At 66.3% G+C, this 13418-nt stretch carries 13 protein-coding genes and 1 rRNA gene; 11 read left to right on the forward strand and 3 right to left on the reverse strand.

Annotated elements, in window-relative coordinates; translation table 11 throughout:
• Positions 1 to 106: ribosomal RNA gene (gene rrf, locus NFC73_RS10300) — 5S ribosomal RNA — on the forward strand; the annotation flags it as partial.
• A 63-nt stretch (positions 107 to 169) separates the two neighbouring features.
• Here rrf and NFC73_RS10305 read toward each other — a convergent pair.
• Entirely contained in the window at positions 170 to 1423 is a 1254-nt protein-coding gene (locus tag NFC73_RS10305; protein WP_254749906.1) for a hypothetical protein, read from the reverse strand.
• Between NFC73_RS10305 and NFC73_RS10310 the strand changes: the two genes are divergently transcribed.
• From NFC73_RS10310 to NFC73_RS10355, 10 genes are all read left to right on the forward strand, one after another.
• Positions 1376 to 2284, forward strand: a complete 909-nt coding sequence (locus NFC73_RS10310; protein WP_254749908.1) for a tetratricopeptide repeat protein — start codon at positions 1376 to 1378, stop codon at positions 2282 to 2284. The genes NFC73_RS10305 and NFC73_RS10310 overlap by 48 nt on opposite strands.
• A gap of 6 nt (positions 2285 to 2290) precedes the next feature.
• The gene (locus NFC73_RS10315) at positions 2291 to 3280 is read left to right on the forward strand and encodes an HAD-IIA family hydrolase (RefSeq protein ID WP_254749910.1); all 990 of its coding nucleotides are present in this window, start codon (positions 2291 to 2293) and stop codon (positions 3278 to 3280) included.
• A gap of 9 nt (positions 3281 to 3289) precedes the next feature.
• On the forward strand, positions 3290 to 3520 hold the full coding sequence (locus tag NFC73_RS10320) for a hypothetical protein (RefSeq protein WP_254749912.1): 231 nt from the start codon (positions 3290 to 3292) through the stop codon (positions 3518 to 3520).
• A gap of 2 nt (positions 3521 to 3522) precedes the next feature.
• Positions 3523 to 4335 (forward strand): TlyA family RNA methyltransferase, encoded by an 813-nt coding sequence (locus tag NFC73_RS10325; protein WP_254749914.1) that lies wholly within the window; start codon positions 3523 to 3525, stop codon positions 4333 to 4335.
• Positions 4336 to 4348: 13 nt separating this feature from the next.
• The gene (locus NFC73_RS10330; RefSeq protein ID WP_254749916.1) at positions 4349 to 5374 is read left to right on the forward strand and encodes an NAD kinase; all 1026 of its coding nucleotides are present in this window, start codon (positions 4349 to 4351) and stop codon (positions 5372 to 5374) included.
• Positions 5375 to 5377: 3 nt separating this feature from the next.
• A complete protein-coding gene (gene recN / locus NFC73_RS10335; RefSeq protein WP_254749918.1) occupies positions 5378 to 7117 on the forward strand; it encodes a DNA repair protein RecN in 1740 nt (579 codons plus the stop codon).
• An 88-nt stretch (positions 7118 to 7205) separates the two neighbouring features.
• Positions 7206 to 8951: a CTP synthase gene (gene pyrG, locus NFC73_RS10340; RefSeq protein ID WP_254749920.1), complete on the forward strand. Its 1746-nt coding sequence runs from the start codon at positions 7206 to 7208 to the stop codon at positions 8949 to 8951.
• Between the two features lie 25 nt (positions 8952 to 8976).
• Positions 8977 to 9639 (forward strand): NUDIX domain-containing protein, encoded by a 663-nt coding sequence (locus NFC73_RS10345; RefSeq protein ID WP_254749922.1) that lies wholly within the window; start codon positions 8977 to 8979, stop codon positions 9637 to 9639.
• Entirely contained in the window at positions 9639 to 10622 is a 984-nt protein-coding gene (gene xerD / locus NFC73_RS10350) for a site-specific tyrosine recombinase XerD (protein WP_254749924.1), read from the forward strand. Before NFC73_RS10345 ends, xerD begins: the two co-directional genes overlap by 1 nt.
• A 30-nt stretch (positions 10623 to 10652) precedes the next feature.
• The gene (locus NFC73_RS10355) at positions 10653 to 11138 is read left to right on the forward strand and encodes an 8-oxo-dGTP diphosphatase (RefSeq protein ID WP_254749926.1); all 486 of its coding nucleotides are present in this window, start codon (positions 10653 to 10655) and stop codon (positions 11136 to 11138) included.
• 135 nt (positions 11139 to 11273) lie between these two features.
• Here the strand turns inward: NFC73_RS10355 and NFC73_RS10360 are convergent, their stop codons facing one another.
• Together NFC73_RS10360 and prpB are read right to left on the reverse strand one after the other, a co-directional pair.
• The gene (locus NFC73_RS10360; protein WP_141140071.1) at positions 11274 to 12413 is read right to left on the reverse strand and encodes a bifunctional 2-methylcitrate synthase/citrate synthase; all 1140 of its coding nucleotides are present in this window, start codon (positions 12411 to 12413) and stop codon (positions 11274 to 11276) included.
• Positions 12414 to 12487: 74 nt separating this feature from the next.
• Positions 12488 to 13393, reverse strand: a complete 906-nt coding sequence (gene prpB, locus NFC73_RS10365; RefSeq protein WP_058929419.1) for a methylisocitrate lyase — start codon at positions 13391 to 13393, stop codon at positions 12488 to 12490.
• Between the last annotated feature and the right edge of the window lie 25 nt (positions 13394 to 13418).

Raw genomic sequence — 13418 nt, forward strand, 5'->3', positions numbered from 1 at the left:
TAGCGTGGGGGAAACGCCCGGTCCCATTCCGAACCCGGAAGCTAAGACCCACAGCGCCGATGGTACTGCACCCGGGAGGGTGTGGGAGAGTAGGTCACCGCCGGAACATCATTACAGGTCGAGTGCCCCCCAACCACCAGGTTGGGGGGCACTCCCATTTAACGGCCCCTCACGGCCCAAACACACAGGAACTGCGAGAGCGTCCGCCGGAAACCCGCAGAACGTGCGAGAGCGTCCGCCGGGGAGTGTGAACATTCCCACGGAGGCGGTCTGGAGACGGATCCATGTCATCTGTTGGCGGGGTCTCGCCTAGAATTGACTGAGATGTACGGACTTCGAAGCGCTTGATTTCGGGTTGCGTAGGATAACGAAACACGGAACGAGCGGCTGCGATTGCGCCAGTGGTCGGCTCATAACAGGAGGAATCCCCATGGCTGAGCACAACGGCGGCAACCGCGGCGGCAAGGACCGCGGTCCTTTCCGCGGCAACAACAATTCTGGCGGCGACCCGCGCGGATTCCGTTCCCGCGAAGACCGTAACCCAGACGCTCCGAAGCGCACGCCTGGTTCCGGCGAACGTAAGCCTTTTGGTGATCGTCCGCGCCGCGAAGGTGATGGCGAGCGTCGGACCTTCGGTGGAGGAGAGCGCAAGCCATTCACCGGCGGCGGAGAACGGAAACCGTTCACAGGCGGCGGCGGTGGTGAGCGGAAGCCGTACGGTGACCGTGACAACAAGCCTTTCGGTGATCGTCCGCGCCGCGAGGGTGACGGTGAGCGTCGCGGCTTTGGCGGCGGCGAACGTAAACCCTATGGTGACCGTGACAACAAGCCTTTTGGTGACCGTCCGCGCCGCGAGGGCGATGGCGAGCGTCGCAGCTTCGGCAGCGGAGACCGGAAACCGTTCAGCGGCGGCGAACGTAAACCCTACGGTGACCGTGACAACAAGCCTTTTGGTGATCGTCCGCGCCGCGAGGGTGACGGTGAGCGTCGCGGCTTTGGCGGCGGCGAACGTAAACCCTATGGTGACCGTGACAACAAGCCCTACGGTGACCGTCCGCGCCGCGAAGGTGACGGTGAGCGTCGTGGGTTCTCCGGTGGCGACAACCGCAAGCCTTTTGGTGACCGCCAGGACCGTGCCCCCCGCAGTTTCGACCGCGGTGATTCCGGCCCCCGGCAGTTCGGCAGGGACCGTGCGGAAGACCGCCCGGTCCGTGTACCCAATGCGCGTGATCTTCGCAGCGCCAACCGCCCGGACCGCGAACGTTCCCCGGAAATCGATGAGGATGTCACGGGCAAGGAGCTTGACCGCGCTACGCAGCACCAGATCAAGACCCTGGAAGACAAGAGCGCCGAGTGGGTTGCCCGCCACCTGGTAATGGCCGGACGCCTGATCGACGAAGAGCCCGAGCTGGCTTTCCAGCATGCCCTCGCCGCGAGCCGGCGTGGTGGCCGGCTGGCTGCCGTCCGTGAAGCCGTCGGACTCACCGCTTATGCGGCAGGACACTACGGCGAAGCACTGCGCGAATTCCGGACCTACCGCCGCATCAGCGGTTCAAACGTCCACCTGCCCGTGATGGCAGACTGCGAACGCGGACTCGGCCGGCCTGACCGTGCCCTTGACGTGGTGCGGTCCGAGGAAGCCAAAGACCTGGACGCCCCCGGCAAAGTGGAACTGGCCATCGTCGCGGCAGGTGCACGGACTGACCTCGGACAGCTGGACGCTGCCGTAGCAGAACTTGAAATTGCCCAGCTGGATATTAACCGGGCGTTCTCCTACAGCCCGCGGCTGTTCCGGGCGTACGCCAACGCCCTGTCGGCCGTTGGCCGCGAAGATGAGGCGGCAAAATGGCAGAAGCAGGCAGTTGTGGCTGAAAATGCCCTGGGCCTCGGCGTCGATGAGGAACCCGACATCGTGGACCTCGGCTGGGACGAGGAAGAGGAAGCCCGCGAGGAAGCCCAGCGCCGGCGCCTGCTGGAGCGCGCTGCCGCAGGAGCCGAAGCCGCTGCTGCCACGCCTGCTGCCCGAACCGAAGCAGCCGCGGACAAGACTGCCGTTGAGGCAGCCGCCGTGGATGCAGACATCGACGACGTGGAAGCGGATTTCTTCGAGTCCGATGACGCCGAGTCTGACGAGGATTCCCTCGAAGCAGATGAGCTGGAAGCCGGCGACGCCGAGCACAATGAAGCCGAGCACCGTGAAGCCGGGCGTGATGGGGAAGAGCACAGCGAAGCGGACGACAGCAGCAACGGCGTCGATGGCCACTCTGACGGACGGGACAGCTAGCCCGCTATGACTGAAGTTCCACTGATTTCCCTGTTCGACGCCCTGTTGGCGGACCTGGACGGCGTGGTCTACGCCGGGCAGCACGCCATCCCCGGCGCCGTGGACTCGCTGCGGCAACTGGAGGGTTTGGGCATTGGCCTGGGGTATGTCACCAACAATGCCTCCCGCACCCCGGCGCAGGTAGCGGCGCATCTCCGTGAACTGGGTGCACCGGCGGACGACGACCAGGTGGTCAGTTCCTCGCAGGCCTCGGCCGAACTTCTGGCGTCACTCGTCGCCCCCGGAGCGCGGGTGCTGATCACCGGCAGCCCCGCTCTGGCGCAGGAAATCGAATTGGTGGGACTGACGCCTGTCTACAGCCAGGACGAGGATCCGGTGGCCGTGGTCCAGGGATTCAATCCCGGGATCGGCTGGAAGGATCTTGCCGAGGCGGCGTACGTCGTGTCGGCCGGAGCACTGTGGATCGCTACCAACACCGATATGTCAATTCCGCAGGCACGCGGCATAGCCCCGGGCAACGGCACCCTGGTGGCTGCAGTAGCCGCCGCCACCGGACAGACGCCGCGGGTTGCCGGCAAGCCGGAGGCCCCGCTCTTCCATTCAGCCGCCAAACGGCTCGCGGCGGACCGCCCGCTGGTGGTGGGCGACCGTCTGGACACCGACATCCTCGGCGGCAACAACGCCGGGTTTGCCACGGTGGCGGTGCTGACCGGCGTCGACACCCGGGAAACCATACTGGCCGCACGCACTGCGGAGCGCCCGGACTACATCATCAGCGAGCTCAGCGACCTCCACCGCCCCTACCCGGCGCTGGACCACACTGACGGAACCCACCGCTGCGGGGCCTCCACTGCGCGGGTCAGCGGTGACACCATCCACGTCAGCGGCAGCGAAGGTGACCTGGATTCGTGGCGGGCCGCCTGCGCCGCCTGGTGGACTGCGGTCCCCGACGCCGCACTGCCCACCGGACCCAAACTCGAGTGGCGCAATCATTAGACTGGTCCAATGACTGAGCTGAACGAACCGCACCATCCGGAAGCAGCCCAGCCAACGCCGGAATGGCCGGACACGGCGGCGCCGGCAACCACCGATCCAACCATTGCGGCGATAATGGCCGCGCTGGACGGTGTCGAACGCTTGCCCGTGTCTGAGCATGAGGCTGTTTACGGCGACCTCCACGATGCCCTGCTGCACGCGTTGAACGAAGAGGCCCTAAACGGCGAAGGAGAAGCTTGAGCATGGCACGACTTGACCAGGCGCTCGTCGCCCGCGGCCTGGCCAGGTCCCGGACACACGCTGCTTCCTTGATTGCCGAGGGCAAGGTGAGCTCGGCCGGGCAGGTCCTGTCCAAGGCGTCCCTCCAGGTCGACGACGGCAAGGACCTGTCGGTCGAGCACACGGAAGAGGACAGCTACGTCAGCCGGGCCGGGCACAAGCTCGCCGGCGCTCTGGACGTATTCCCGGACGTCACGGTTGCGGGCAAAAGGTGCCTGGACGCCGGCGCTTCCACCGGCGGCTTCACCGAGGTGCTCCTGCGGCGCGGTGCGGCACACGTGGTGGCGGTCGACGTCGGCCATGACCAGCTCGTCCCGCAGCTCCGCGCCGATGACCGCGTAGCCGTGCACGAAGGCATGAACGTGCGGTACATGGCGCCGGAGGACATCGGCGGCCAGGCCGGACTGACGGTGGCCGACCTCTCCTTCATCTCGCTCACCCTGGTGGTCCTGCCCCTGGCGCTGTGCACGCAGCCCGGCGGCGACCTGGTGCTGATGGTGAAGCCCCAGTTCGAGATCGGCAAGGACCGGCTGGGCCGCACCGGCGTCGTCACCTCCGAGCGCGAACGCCGGATGGCAGTGGAAAAAGTTGCCAATGCGGCGCTCGACGCCGGACTGGACTTATGCGGCTTGGCGGCCAGTCCGCTGCCGGGCCAGGACGGAAACGTCGAATACTTCCTGTGGATAAAGCGCAGGATGACCCAAGAACTGCCTAAGATCGAAGAGCGCCTCGCAGCCATTGACGGATTGCTTGGCCGAATCTGGCCGAACCACTAGAAAGCGGAACGCGATGAGCAGGCGAGTACTTGTCCTTGCCCACACTGGCCGCGAGGAGTCACTGAAGGCCGCCTGGGAAGCCTGCGCCCAACTGCATGACTCCGGCATTGTTCCTGTCATGCAGGAGTCCGAGCTGCGTGACATGGAACGATTCTTCGGGCAGCTCACGCAGCCGGTGGAGATCCTGCACGACCACGTACAGCTGCCGGACGTCGAGCTGGTGATGGTCCTGGGCGGTGACGGCACTATCCTGCGCGCCGCGGAGCTGGTGCGGGAGGTGGACGTACCCTTGCTGGGCGTCAACCTTGGCCACGTCGGCTTCCTGGCCGAGAGCGAGCGGGCGGACCTTGCCCAAACGGTGGAATGGATTGCCCGACGGGACTACACGGTGGAAGAGCGCATGACCATCGACGTCCAGGTCTGGGTCCGCGGCCAGAAGATCTGGCACACCTGGGCCCTGAACGAGGCCGCAATCGAAAAAGCCAACCGCGAACGCATGATCGAGGTGGTGACCGAAGTGGACGAGCGCCCGCTGACCTCCTTCGGCTGCGACGGCGTGGTCGTGGCCACCCCCACGGGCTCCACCGCGTACGCGTTTTCCGCCGGCGGGCCCGTCGTGTGGCCGGAGGTCGAGGCCCTGGTGATTGTTCCCATCAGCGCCCACGCGCTCTTTGCCAAACCGCTGGTGGTATCGCCCCGGTCCCGGCTGGCCGTGGAAGTCCTCACCCGCACCGGTGCCCAGGGTGTGCTCTGGTGCGACGGCCGGCGCTCCGTGGACCTGCCGCCCGGCGCCCGGGTTGAAGTGACCAAGTCCGCCACTCCGGTCCGGCTGGCCAGGACGCACCAGACGCCCTTTTCAGCGCGTCTGGTCCGCAAATTCGAACTCCCCATTCACGGCTGGCGCGGCCCCGTGCCGCAGTCGGAGACCATCCACACCGGACCCATCCCGATCGTCCGGACGCCGCGGCCCAGGCCGCCGCTCCAGCTTGCCTCCGGCGACCAGCCGGAGGACGATACCGATCCCGCGACCGCAAAGTGAACCATGCTTGAAGAACTGAGAATCCGCGATCTGGGCGTCATCACCGACGCCACGCTGCCGCTGGGCCCCGGGCTGAGCGTCGTCACCGGCGAAACCGGAGCCGGCAAAACAATGGTGGTCACCGCCGTCGGCCTCCTGCTGGGGGCGAGGTCCGACGCCGGCGCGGTCCGGAGCGGCGCGAAGAGCGCCACGGCGGAGGCCGTCCTCAAGCTCGACGCCGGGCATCCGGCGATTGCCCGGGCAGTGGAAGCGGGTGCCGACGTGGAGGAGTTCGACGGCGGCGCTGAGCTTATTCTCGCGCGCCGCCTCGGTGCGGACGGGCGCAGCCGGGCCTTCCTGGGCGGGCGCGCCGCCCCGGTGGGCGTCCTGGCGGAGATCGGTGAAACCCTCGTGGTGGTCCACGGCCAGTCGGACCAGATCAGGCTGAAGGGGGCGGCCGCCCAGCGCGGCGCCCTCGACAAATTCGCCGGCGATGCACTGGCGGGCCCGATGGCCTCCTACCAGGCGCTCTACGGCCACTGGAAGGCCAGCCAGGCGGAGCTGGAAACCCTGCGCAGCGCCGCCCGCGACAGGCTCCGCGAGGCAGAATCGCTGGAAGTCGCCCTGGCCGAGATCAGCACCGTGGATCCGCAGCCGGGGGAGGACGAATCCCTTAAGGCGGAGGCTGTGAAACTGGCCAACGTGGAAGAGCTGAGGATTGCGGCGAACACGGCGCACCAGGCGCTCATCGCGGAGGACTACGGTGACGCGGGCGACGCCACCACCCTCGTGGACGTCGCGAAAAGGACCCTGGAGCACGTGGCCGAGCATGACGCCGAACTCGGGTCCGCCGCAGCACGCCTGGCCGAAGTGGGGTTCCTGCTCAACGACATCGCCACGGAGCTGGCCAGCTACCAGGCCGGCCTGGACTCGGAGGGCCCCGAACGCCTCGCTGAGATCGAGGACCGGCGGGCCGCCCTGGCCACGCTGGTCCGCAAGTACGCCCCCAGCATTGACGAAGTCCTGGTGTGGGCGGAAACGGCCCGCGTCCGCTTCGACGAGCTGCAGGACGACTCCACCCGGATCGAAGCCCTGGACGCGGACGTGGTCAAGACCGAAGCGGAGCTGCAGAAGCAGGCAGCCGCCGTCAGCAAGATCCGGGCCAAGGCTGCCAAGGACCTGTCCGGCCGGGTCAGCGCGGAGCTGAAGGCACTCGCCATGGCCGACGCCACCCTGGTGATCACCCGTGAGGCGTCCGCCCAGCTGACACCGCATGGAGCGGACGAGATCACGTTCCTGCTCCAGCCGCACTCCGGAGCGCCGGCCCGTCCGCTGGGCAAGGGCGCCTCCGGCGGCGAACTGTCCCGCGTGATGCTGGCCATCGAGGTGGTGCTGGCCGCCGTGGATCCGGTGCCTACGTTTGTGTTCGATGAGGTGGACGCCGGGGTCGGCGGGCGGGCCGCCGTCGAGATTGGCCGCCGGCTGGCCATGCTGGCACAGCACGTGCAGGTCCTGGTGGTCACGCACCTGCCGCAGGTGGCAGCCTTCGCGGACCAGCACATCACCGTCACCAAGACATCCGTCAGAGGGGCCGACGGCGGCACCGCCACCGGGTTCACGTCCAGTGATGTTCGCCTCCTCGACGGCCCGGAGCGTGTGCGGGAACTCGCCCGGATGCTGGCGGGCCAGGAGGATTCGGAATCGGCCCAGGCGCACGCCCAGGAGCTGCTGGACGACGCAAAACTGCTGCCGCTGCGGGCCTGACGGCGGATACCCCTTGATCGCAGGGCGCCTCGCCCTGCACACTGGATCATTTGGGGAGACAGTTCCTGATCGGGGAAAGGCTCAATTGATGATAGGCTCGAATTCCGTGGTGCAGCGATCAAATTCCCGTGTAAATTCCCGGTTCCCGGGCTCGTCCAAGACGACCAAACACATCTTCGTAACCGGTGGTGTGGCGTCCTCGCTCGGTAAGGGGCTGACGGCTTCGAGCCTCGGCCACCTCCTGCGGGCACGCGGCCTGTCTGTAACTATGCAGAAGCTCGATCCCTATCTGAACGTGGATCCGGGCACGATGAACCCCTTCCAGCACGGCGAGGTCTTCGTCACCGACGACGGCGCCGAGACGGACCTGGACATCGGACACTACGAGCGGTTCCTCGACGAAAACCTCGAGGGCTCCGCCAACGTGACCACCGGCCAGGTCTACTCCACGGTGATTGCGAAGGAACGCCGCGGCGAATACCTCGGTGACACGGTCCAGGTCATCCCGCACATCACCGATGAGATCAAGCGGCGCATGCGGCTTCCGGCCGAAGGCAAGAACGCCCCGGACGTCATCATCACCGAAATCGGCGGCACTGTCGGCGACATCGAGTCGCAGCCGTTCCTCGAGTCGGCCCGCCAGGTCCGCCAGGACATCGGCCGCGGCAACGTCTTCTTCGTCCACGTCTCCCTGGTGCCCTACATCGGACCCTCGCAGGAACTGAAGACCAAACCGACGCAGCACTCCGTGGCAGCCCTGCGCTCCATCGGCATCCAGCCCGAGGCAATCGTGATCCGCTCGGACCGCGAAGTCCCCGAGCCCATGCGCGCCAAGATCGGCCGCATGTGCGACGTCGATATCGAAGCCGTCATCGGATGCCCGGATGCCCCCAGCATCTACGACATCCCCAAGACCCTGCACACCCAGGGACTGGATTCCTACATCGTCCGCGCCCTGGACCTGCCGTTCAAGGACGTTGACTGGACCAGCTGGGACAAGCTGCTCGAAGCAGTCCACAACCCCAAGCACCACGTGGAAATCGCACTGGTGGGCAAGTACATCGACCTGCCTGACGCCTACTTGTCCGTGACCGAGGCCCTGCGTGCCGGCGGCTTCGCCAACGACACCAAGGTCAAGATCCGCTGGGTTCCGTCGGATGAGTGCGAAACCCATGAAGGCGCCGTGGCGTCCCTGGACGGCGTGGACGCCATCTGCGTTCCCGGCGGCTTCGGCATCCGCGGCCTCGAAGGCAAGCTGGGCGCCCTGAAGTACGCCCGCGAAACCAAGCTGCCGGTCCTGGGCCTGTGCCTGGGCCTGCAGTGCATGGTCATCGAATATGCGCGCAACGTGGTGGGCCTCGAAGGGGCTTCCTCGTCCGAGTTCGAACCGGATTCCAAGTACCCGGTGATTGCCACCATGGAAGAACAGCTGGACATCGTGGACGGCAAGGGCGATCTTGGCGGCACTATGCGCCTGGGCCTGTACGAGGCAAAGCTCGACGACGGCTCGGTCATCGCGGAAACCTACGGCAAGACCACGGTCAGCGAACGCCACCGGCACCGCTACGAGGTCAACAACAAGTACCGCGACCAGATCGCTGCCGAGGGCCTCGTGTTCTCGGGAACGTCACCGGACGGCAAGCTCGTGGAGTTCGTTGAGCTGCCCCGCGAGGTCCACCCGTTCTACGTGGCAACCCAGGCGCACCCCGAACTGAGCTCACGGCCCACGCGGCCGCACCCGCTCTTCGCCGGGCTCATCAAGGCCGCCCTGGACCACCAGAACGCACAGGACGCGCCGGCAGCCAAGCCGTTGCGTACGGTTGCCGCAAAATAAAACCGAATACGTAGAGGACGGCGCGATGCCCGGCACACCTGAAACCCCCCAAGCTGCACGGCAGGTTTCGGATGCACCGAGCCCGCGCCGTCTGCTGTCTACGGAGAAGGTCTACGAAGGCCGGATCTGGGATGTAGTCAGCGACAGCTTCCAGCTGAGCGAAGCGGGGGAGTCCCTGACCCGGGACTACATCGACCACCCTGGCGCCGTGGCCGTCCTGCCCATGAACGGTGCCGGCGAGGTTCTGCTGATCAGGCAGTACCGGCACCCCGTGGGCATGGACCTTTGGGAAATCCCGGCCGGCCTGCTGGATGTGGAGGGCGAGGATTTTGTGGCGGGTGCTGCCCGCGAGCTCGCCGAGGAGGCGGACCTCGCGGCCGGCGAATGGAACGTCCTGGTGGACTTCTTCAACTCGCCGGGCTCCTCCAGCGAGGCCATCCGCATCTACCTCGCCCGGGACCTCACGGACGTGCCTCACCACGAACGCCATGAGCGGACCGATGAGGAGGCCGAGATTGAGTTCCACTGGATCGCCCTGGACGACGCCGTGGCCGCGGTCCTGGAAGGCAGGCTGCACAACCCGTCCGCCGTCGTCGGAATCCTGGCCGCCGCGGCGGCGAAAGCTGACGGCTTTGCCGGATTGCGTCCAGCGGATGCACCCTGGCCTGCGCACCCCAGCCAGCGTTGATGACGGCGAGCACTGAGGCGGAAGCCCCGACGCCGCCCGTCCTGCCACAGACGGCCATCGACCGTGCCATCACCGAGTATCTGCAACATATGGGCGTGGAACGCGGCCTGGCAGCCAACACACTCTCCGCCTACCGCCGTGACCTGGCACGTTATTCCCGTTACGTGACGTCGGAGGGCTGCCAGGGCCCGGGCCAGATCACCCGCCACCACGTGACAGGGTTCCTGATGGCCCTCAACGACGGATCAGACGGCGGCACGGCACTCGGCGTCCGGTCTGCTGCCAGGACTGTGGTGGCCGTCCGGGGACTGCACAAGTTCTGGGCTCTGGAGGGGATCACACCGACGGACCCCGCCAGCGATGTCCACCCGCCGATGCCGGGCAAACGGCTGCCCAAGGCCATCAGCGTGGACGAAGTCACCCGGATCCTTGAAGCCGCGGGCACGGACACTGCCACAGGGCTCAGGGACCGCGCCCTGCTCGAATTTCTCTATTCCACCGGGGCGAGGATCAGCGAGGCAGTGGGCCTGGACGTTGACGACATCGCCCTGCACGAGGCTGAATCCGGGCCCGCCGTGGTCCGCCTGTTCGGCAAGGGATCCAAGGAACGGCTGGTGCCGCTGGGATCCTATGGGGCGCGTGCTGTGGACGCATACCTGGTGCGCGGCCGTCCACTGCTGGCGGCGAAGGGAAAGGGAACGCCCGCCCTGTTCCTGAACGCCCGCGGTGGCAGAATCAGCCGGCAAAGCGCCTGGACTATCCTGAAGGCGGCCGCGGACAAAGCCAACGTCACCAAGGATGTTTCCCCGCACACACTGCGGCACTCCTTCGCGACGCATCTGCTCGAAGGCGGCGCTGATGTCCGCGTGGTGCAGGAACTCCTGGGGCACGCCTCAGTTACCACAACGCAGGTCTACACCCTGGTTACGGCTGACACCCTGAGGGAAATCTACGCAGCAGCCCACCCCCGGGCGCTGGGCTGACGCCGGCGGCCAGGTTATAGGGTTGGGGGCATGACGTTTACCGCTGTCACCCTGTGCTTCCTCACCCGTGAGTCCGCCGGTGTGCCACAGGTCCTGCTCGGCCTGAAGAAGACCGGCTTCGGCCGCGGCAAGGTGGTGGGCCTTGGCGGCCATGTCGAGCCGGGGGAGACGGATGCAGAGGCTGCCTGCCGCGAAGTCCACGAGGAAGCCGGGATTGTGGTCCGGCAGGAGGATCTGCGCGACGCCGGCGTGGTGACCTTCGATTTTCCTGCCCGCCCGGAGTGGAACATGAGTTCGCGGCTCTTTGTCGCAGCGAATTGGACCGGGCAGCCGGCCGAAAGTGCCGAGATCCGGCCGGAATGGTTCGACGTCGGCGCCTTGCCGGTGGACCGGATGTGGCAGGACGCAGCGCACTGGCTGCCGCTCGCGCTTGCCGGGTCCTTCTTGCGCCTGACAGTGGTCCTGAACGAAGACAACGAGACCGTCCGCGAGGTGCTGGACTACTCATCCCTCTGAGTTGTTTTGTCCACTTATCGGCGGTTTTAGGGCGGCGGTTTGGATGGATCATCTGGACAAAAACTCGGAGGAACGGCCGACGGCGGGCCGGCCACCTGCAAAGGTGACCGGCCCGCCGTCGTGCGTTCAGAGGTATTACGGAACGTGCCGTTCGTCCGGTCCGTTGTACTCGCTCAGCGGGCGGATCAGGGAGTTGCTGGCTGCCTGTTCCATGATGTGGGCGGTCCACCCGGTGATGCGGCTGGCCACGAACAGGGGAGTGAACGTGGCTGTATCGAAGCCCATCAGGTGGTAGGTGGGGCCGGCCGGGTAATCGAGGTTCGGTTTGATGGCCTTGGCCTCGTCCATGGCCTGCTCGAGACCGTTGTACAGCCCCAGCAGTTCAGGGCGGCCGTAGTGGGCGATCATCTTGTCCAGTGCGGCCTTCATGGTAGGGACGCGGGAGTCACCGTGCTTGTAGACGCGGTGGCCGAAGCCCATGACCTTTTTCTTGTGGGCCAGGGCGTCCTCCATCCAGGCCTTTGCCCGGGCGGCGGCTTCGTCCAGTGATTCCTCGGGCCGGATGCCGATCTCGTCGAAGGTGTGCATCACGGCTTCGTTGGCGCCGCCATGCAGCGGGCCCTTGAGTGCGCCGATTGCCCCCGTTACTGCCGAGTGGAGGTCGGACAGGCTGGAGGTGATCACGCGGGCGGTGAAAGTGGAGGCGTTGAAGGAGTGCTCGGCGTACAGGATCATCGAGACGTTGAAGGCCTCCACGACCTCCGGGACCTGGTCTTCGCCGAACGCCATCCACAGGAAGTTTTCCGAGTAGCCCAGGTCATCCCGGGGCTCCACGACTTCCTGGCCGCGCCGGCGTCGCTGGTCGTAGGCGACCACCGCGGGCATGGCGGCGAAGAGGTCCACGGCCTTGGCCATGTTGGCCTCGGGCGAGGAGTCCTCGGCCAGGGGGTGCCGGGCGCCCATGACGGATGCTGCGGTCCGGCAGACATCCATCGGGTGGGCGGTCGTGGGAATCGTGTCGACGATCTTCTTCACCACAGGATCAAGGGCGCGGCCGGCGCGCTCGCGGGCAGAGAACGCGGACAGCTCTTCAGGGGTGGGCAGTTCGCCGTTCCACAAGAGGAAGGCCACTTCCTCGAAGCTGCATTTGGCGGCGAGCTCCTGGACGGGATAGCCGCGGTACAGCAGCGAATTGGTGTCCGGGTTGACCTTCGAAACCGCGGTGTAGTCCACCACGACGCCGGCCAGGCCCTTCTTGATATCAACAGCTTCCATGCTGTCCTCCTTCGTTCATTGGGCAAGCCCGGATGTGCCGGAGTGCTTGCAGTCTCCTTGATAGCTCCCGGGTCCTAGCGGACGCCGGGAATTTGGAAGTTGAAAACGCCGGTATCGAAGTGGTTGTAGGCCTCATAGTCCACAAGGTCATAAAGCCGCGCACGGGTGAGCATGTTCTCCACCTGTGCTTCCTGCGACCCTGTTGCCTTGATCGATTCCAGAGTACGCTCTGCTGCGCCCATGGCAATGCGCAGCAGCGTCACCGGATAAATGACCATGTTGACGCCCACACCCTGCAGTTGGTCCACGGTGAACAGATCGCTCTTGCCGAACTCGGTCATGTTGGCCAGGATCGGTACGTCCACGGCGTCGCGGATGGCCTGGAACTCGGACAGGTCCTTCATTGCCTCCGGGAAGATGGCGTCAGCACCGGCTTCCACGAGGGCCCGTGCCCGGTCCTTGGCGGCTTCGATTCCCTCCACGGCGCGGATATCGGTCCGGGCCATGATGAGGAAGTTCGGATCGCGGCGGGCGTCGGCCGCGGCACGGATGCGCTTGGTGGCCGTGTCCTGGTCCACAACGTTCTTGCCGTCGAGGTGCCCGCAGCGCTTGGGGTTGAACTGGTCCTCGATGTGGCAGCCGGCCAGGCCGGCGTTCTCCAGTTCCTGGATGCTGCGGGCCACGTTCATGGGCTCGCCGAAGCCGGTGTCCGCGTCCACCAGCGTGGGCAGGTCGGTCATGCGGGCGATCTGCCCGGCACGCGTGGCCACCTCGGTGAGGGTGGTCAGCCCGATGTCCGGCAGGCCAAGGTCATTGGCCAGCACGGCTCCGGAGACGTAGACACCGGCGAAGCCCTTTTCCTCGATCAGCCGCGCCGAGAGCGGGTTGAACGCACCCGGGAACTGTTGGATGGTGCCGGACGCGAGCATGTCGCGCAGCGCGATCCGCTTCTGTTCCGGGGTTGTCTTGGAATACAGCATCTGGTTCTCCTGTGCGGGGTGGGTG

It is taken from the genome of Pseudarthrobacter humi (assembly GCF_024294965.1).
Taxonomy (GTDB): Bacteria; Actinomycetota; Actinomycetes; order Actinomycetales; family Micrococcaceae; genus Arthrobacter; species Arthrobacter humi.

What these genes read in the sequence shown, in the direction of transcription:
- NFC73_RS10345 (WP_254749922.1), top strand. Translation starts at nt 8,977, where the DNA reads ATGCCCGGCACACCTGAAACCCCCCAAGCTGCACGGCAGGTTTCGGAT.
- NFC73_RS10355 (WP_254749926.1), top strand. Translation starts at nt 10,653, where the DNA reads ATGACGTTTACCGCTGTCACCCTGTGCTTCCTCACCCGTGAGTCCGCC.
- NFC73_RS10330 (WP_254749916.1), top strand. Translation starts at nt 4,349, where the DNA reads ATGAGCAGGCGAGTACTTGTCCTTGCCCACACTGGCCGCGAGGAGTCA.
- NFC73_RS10325 (WP_254749914.1), top strand. Translation starts at nt 3,523, where the DNA reads ATGGCACGACTTGACCAGGCGCTCGTCGCCCGCGGCCTGGCCAGGTCC.
- recN (WP_254749918.1), top strand. Translation starts at nt 5,378, where the DNA reads ATGCTTGAAGAACTGAGAATCCGCGATCTGGGCGTCATCACCGACGCC.
- NFC73_RS10305 (WP_254749906.1), bottom strand. Translation starts at nt 1,423, where the DNA reads ATGCTGGAAAGCCAGCTCGGGCTCTTCGTCGATCAGGCGTCCGGCCAT.
- NFC73_RS10360 (WP_141140071.1), bottom strand. Translation starts at nt 12,413, where the DNA reads ATGGAAGCTGTTGATATCAAGAAGGGCCTGGCCGGCGTCGTGGTGGAC.
- pyrG (WP_254749920.1), top strand. Translation starts at nt 7,206, where the DNA reads ATGATAGGCTCGAATTCCGTGGTGCAGCGATCAAATTCCCGTGTAAAT.
- NFC73_RS10320 (WP_254749912.1), top strand. Translation starts at nt 3,290, where the DNA reads ATGACTGAGCTGAACGAACCGCACCATCCGGAAGCAGCCCAGCCAACG.
- prpB (WP_058929419.1), bottom strand. Translation starts at nt 13,393, where the DNA reads ATGCTGTATTCCAAGACAACCCCGGAACAGAAGCGGATCGCGCTGCGC.
- NFC73_RS10310 (WP_254749908.1), top strand. Translation starts at nt 1,376, where the DNA reads ATGGCCGGACGCCTGATCGACGAAGAGCCCGAGCTGGCTTTCCAGCAT.
- xerD (WP_254749924.1), top strand. Translation starts at nt 9,639, where the DNA reads ATGACGGCGAGCACTGAGGCGGAAGCCCCGACGCCGCCCGTCCTGCCA.
- NFC73_RS10315 (WP_254749910.1), top strand. Translation starts at nt 2,291, where the DNA reads ATGACTGAAGTTCCACTGATTTCCCTGTTCGACGCCCTGTTGGCGGAC.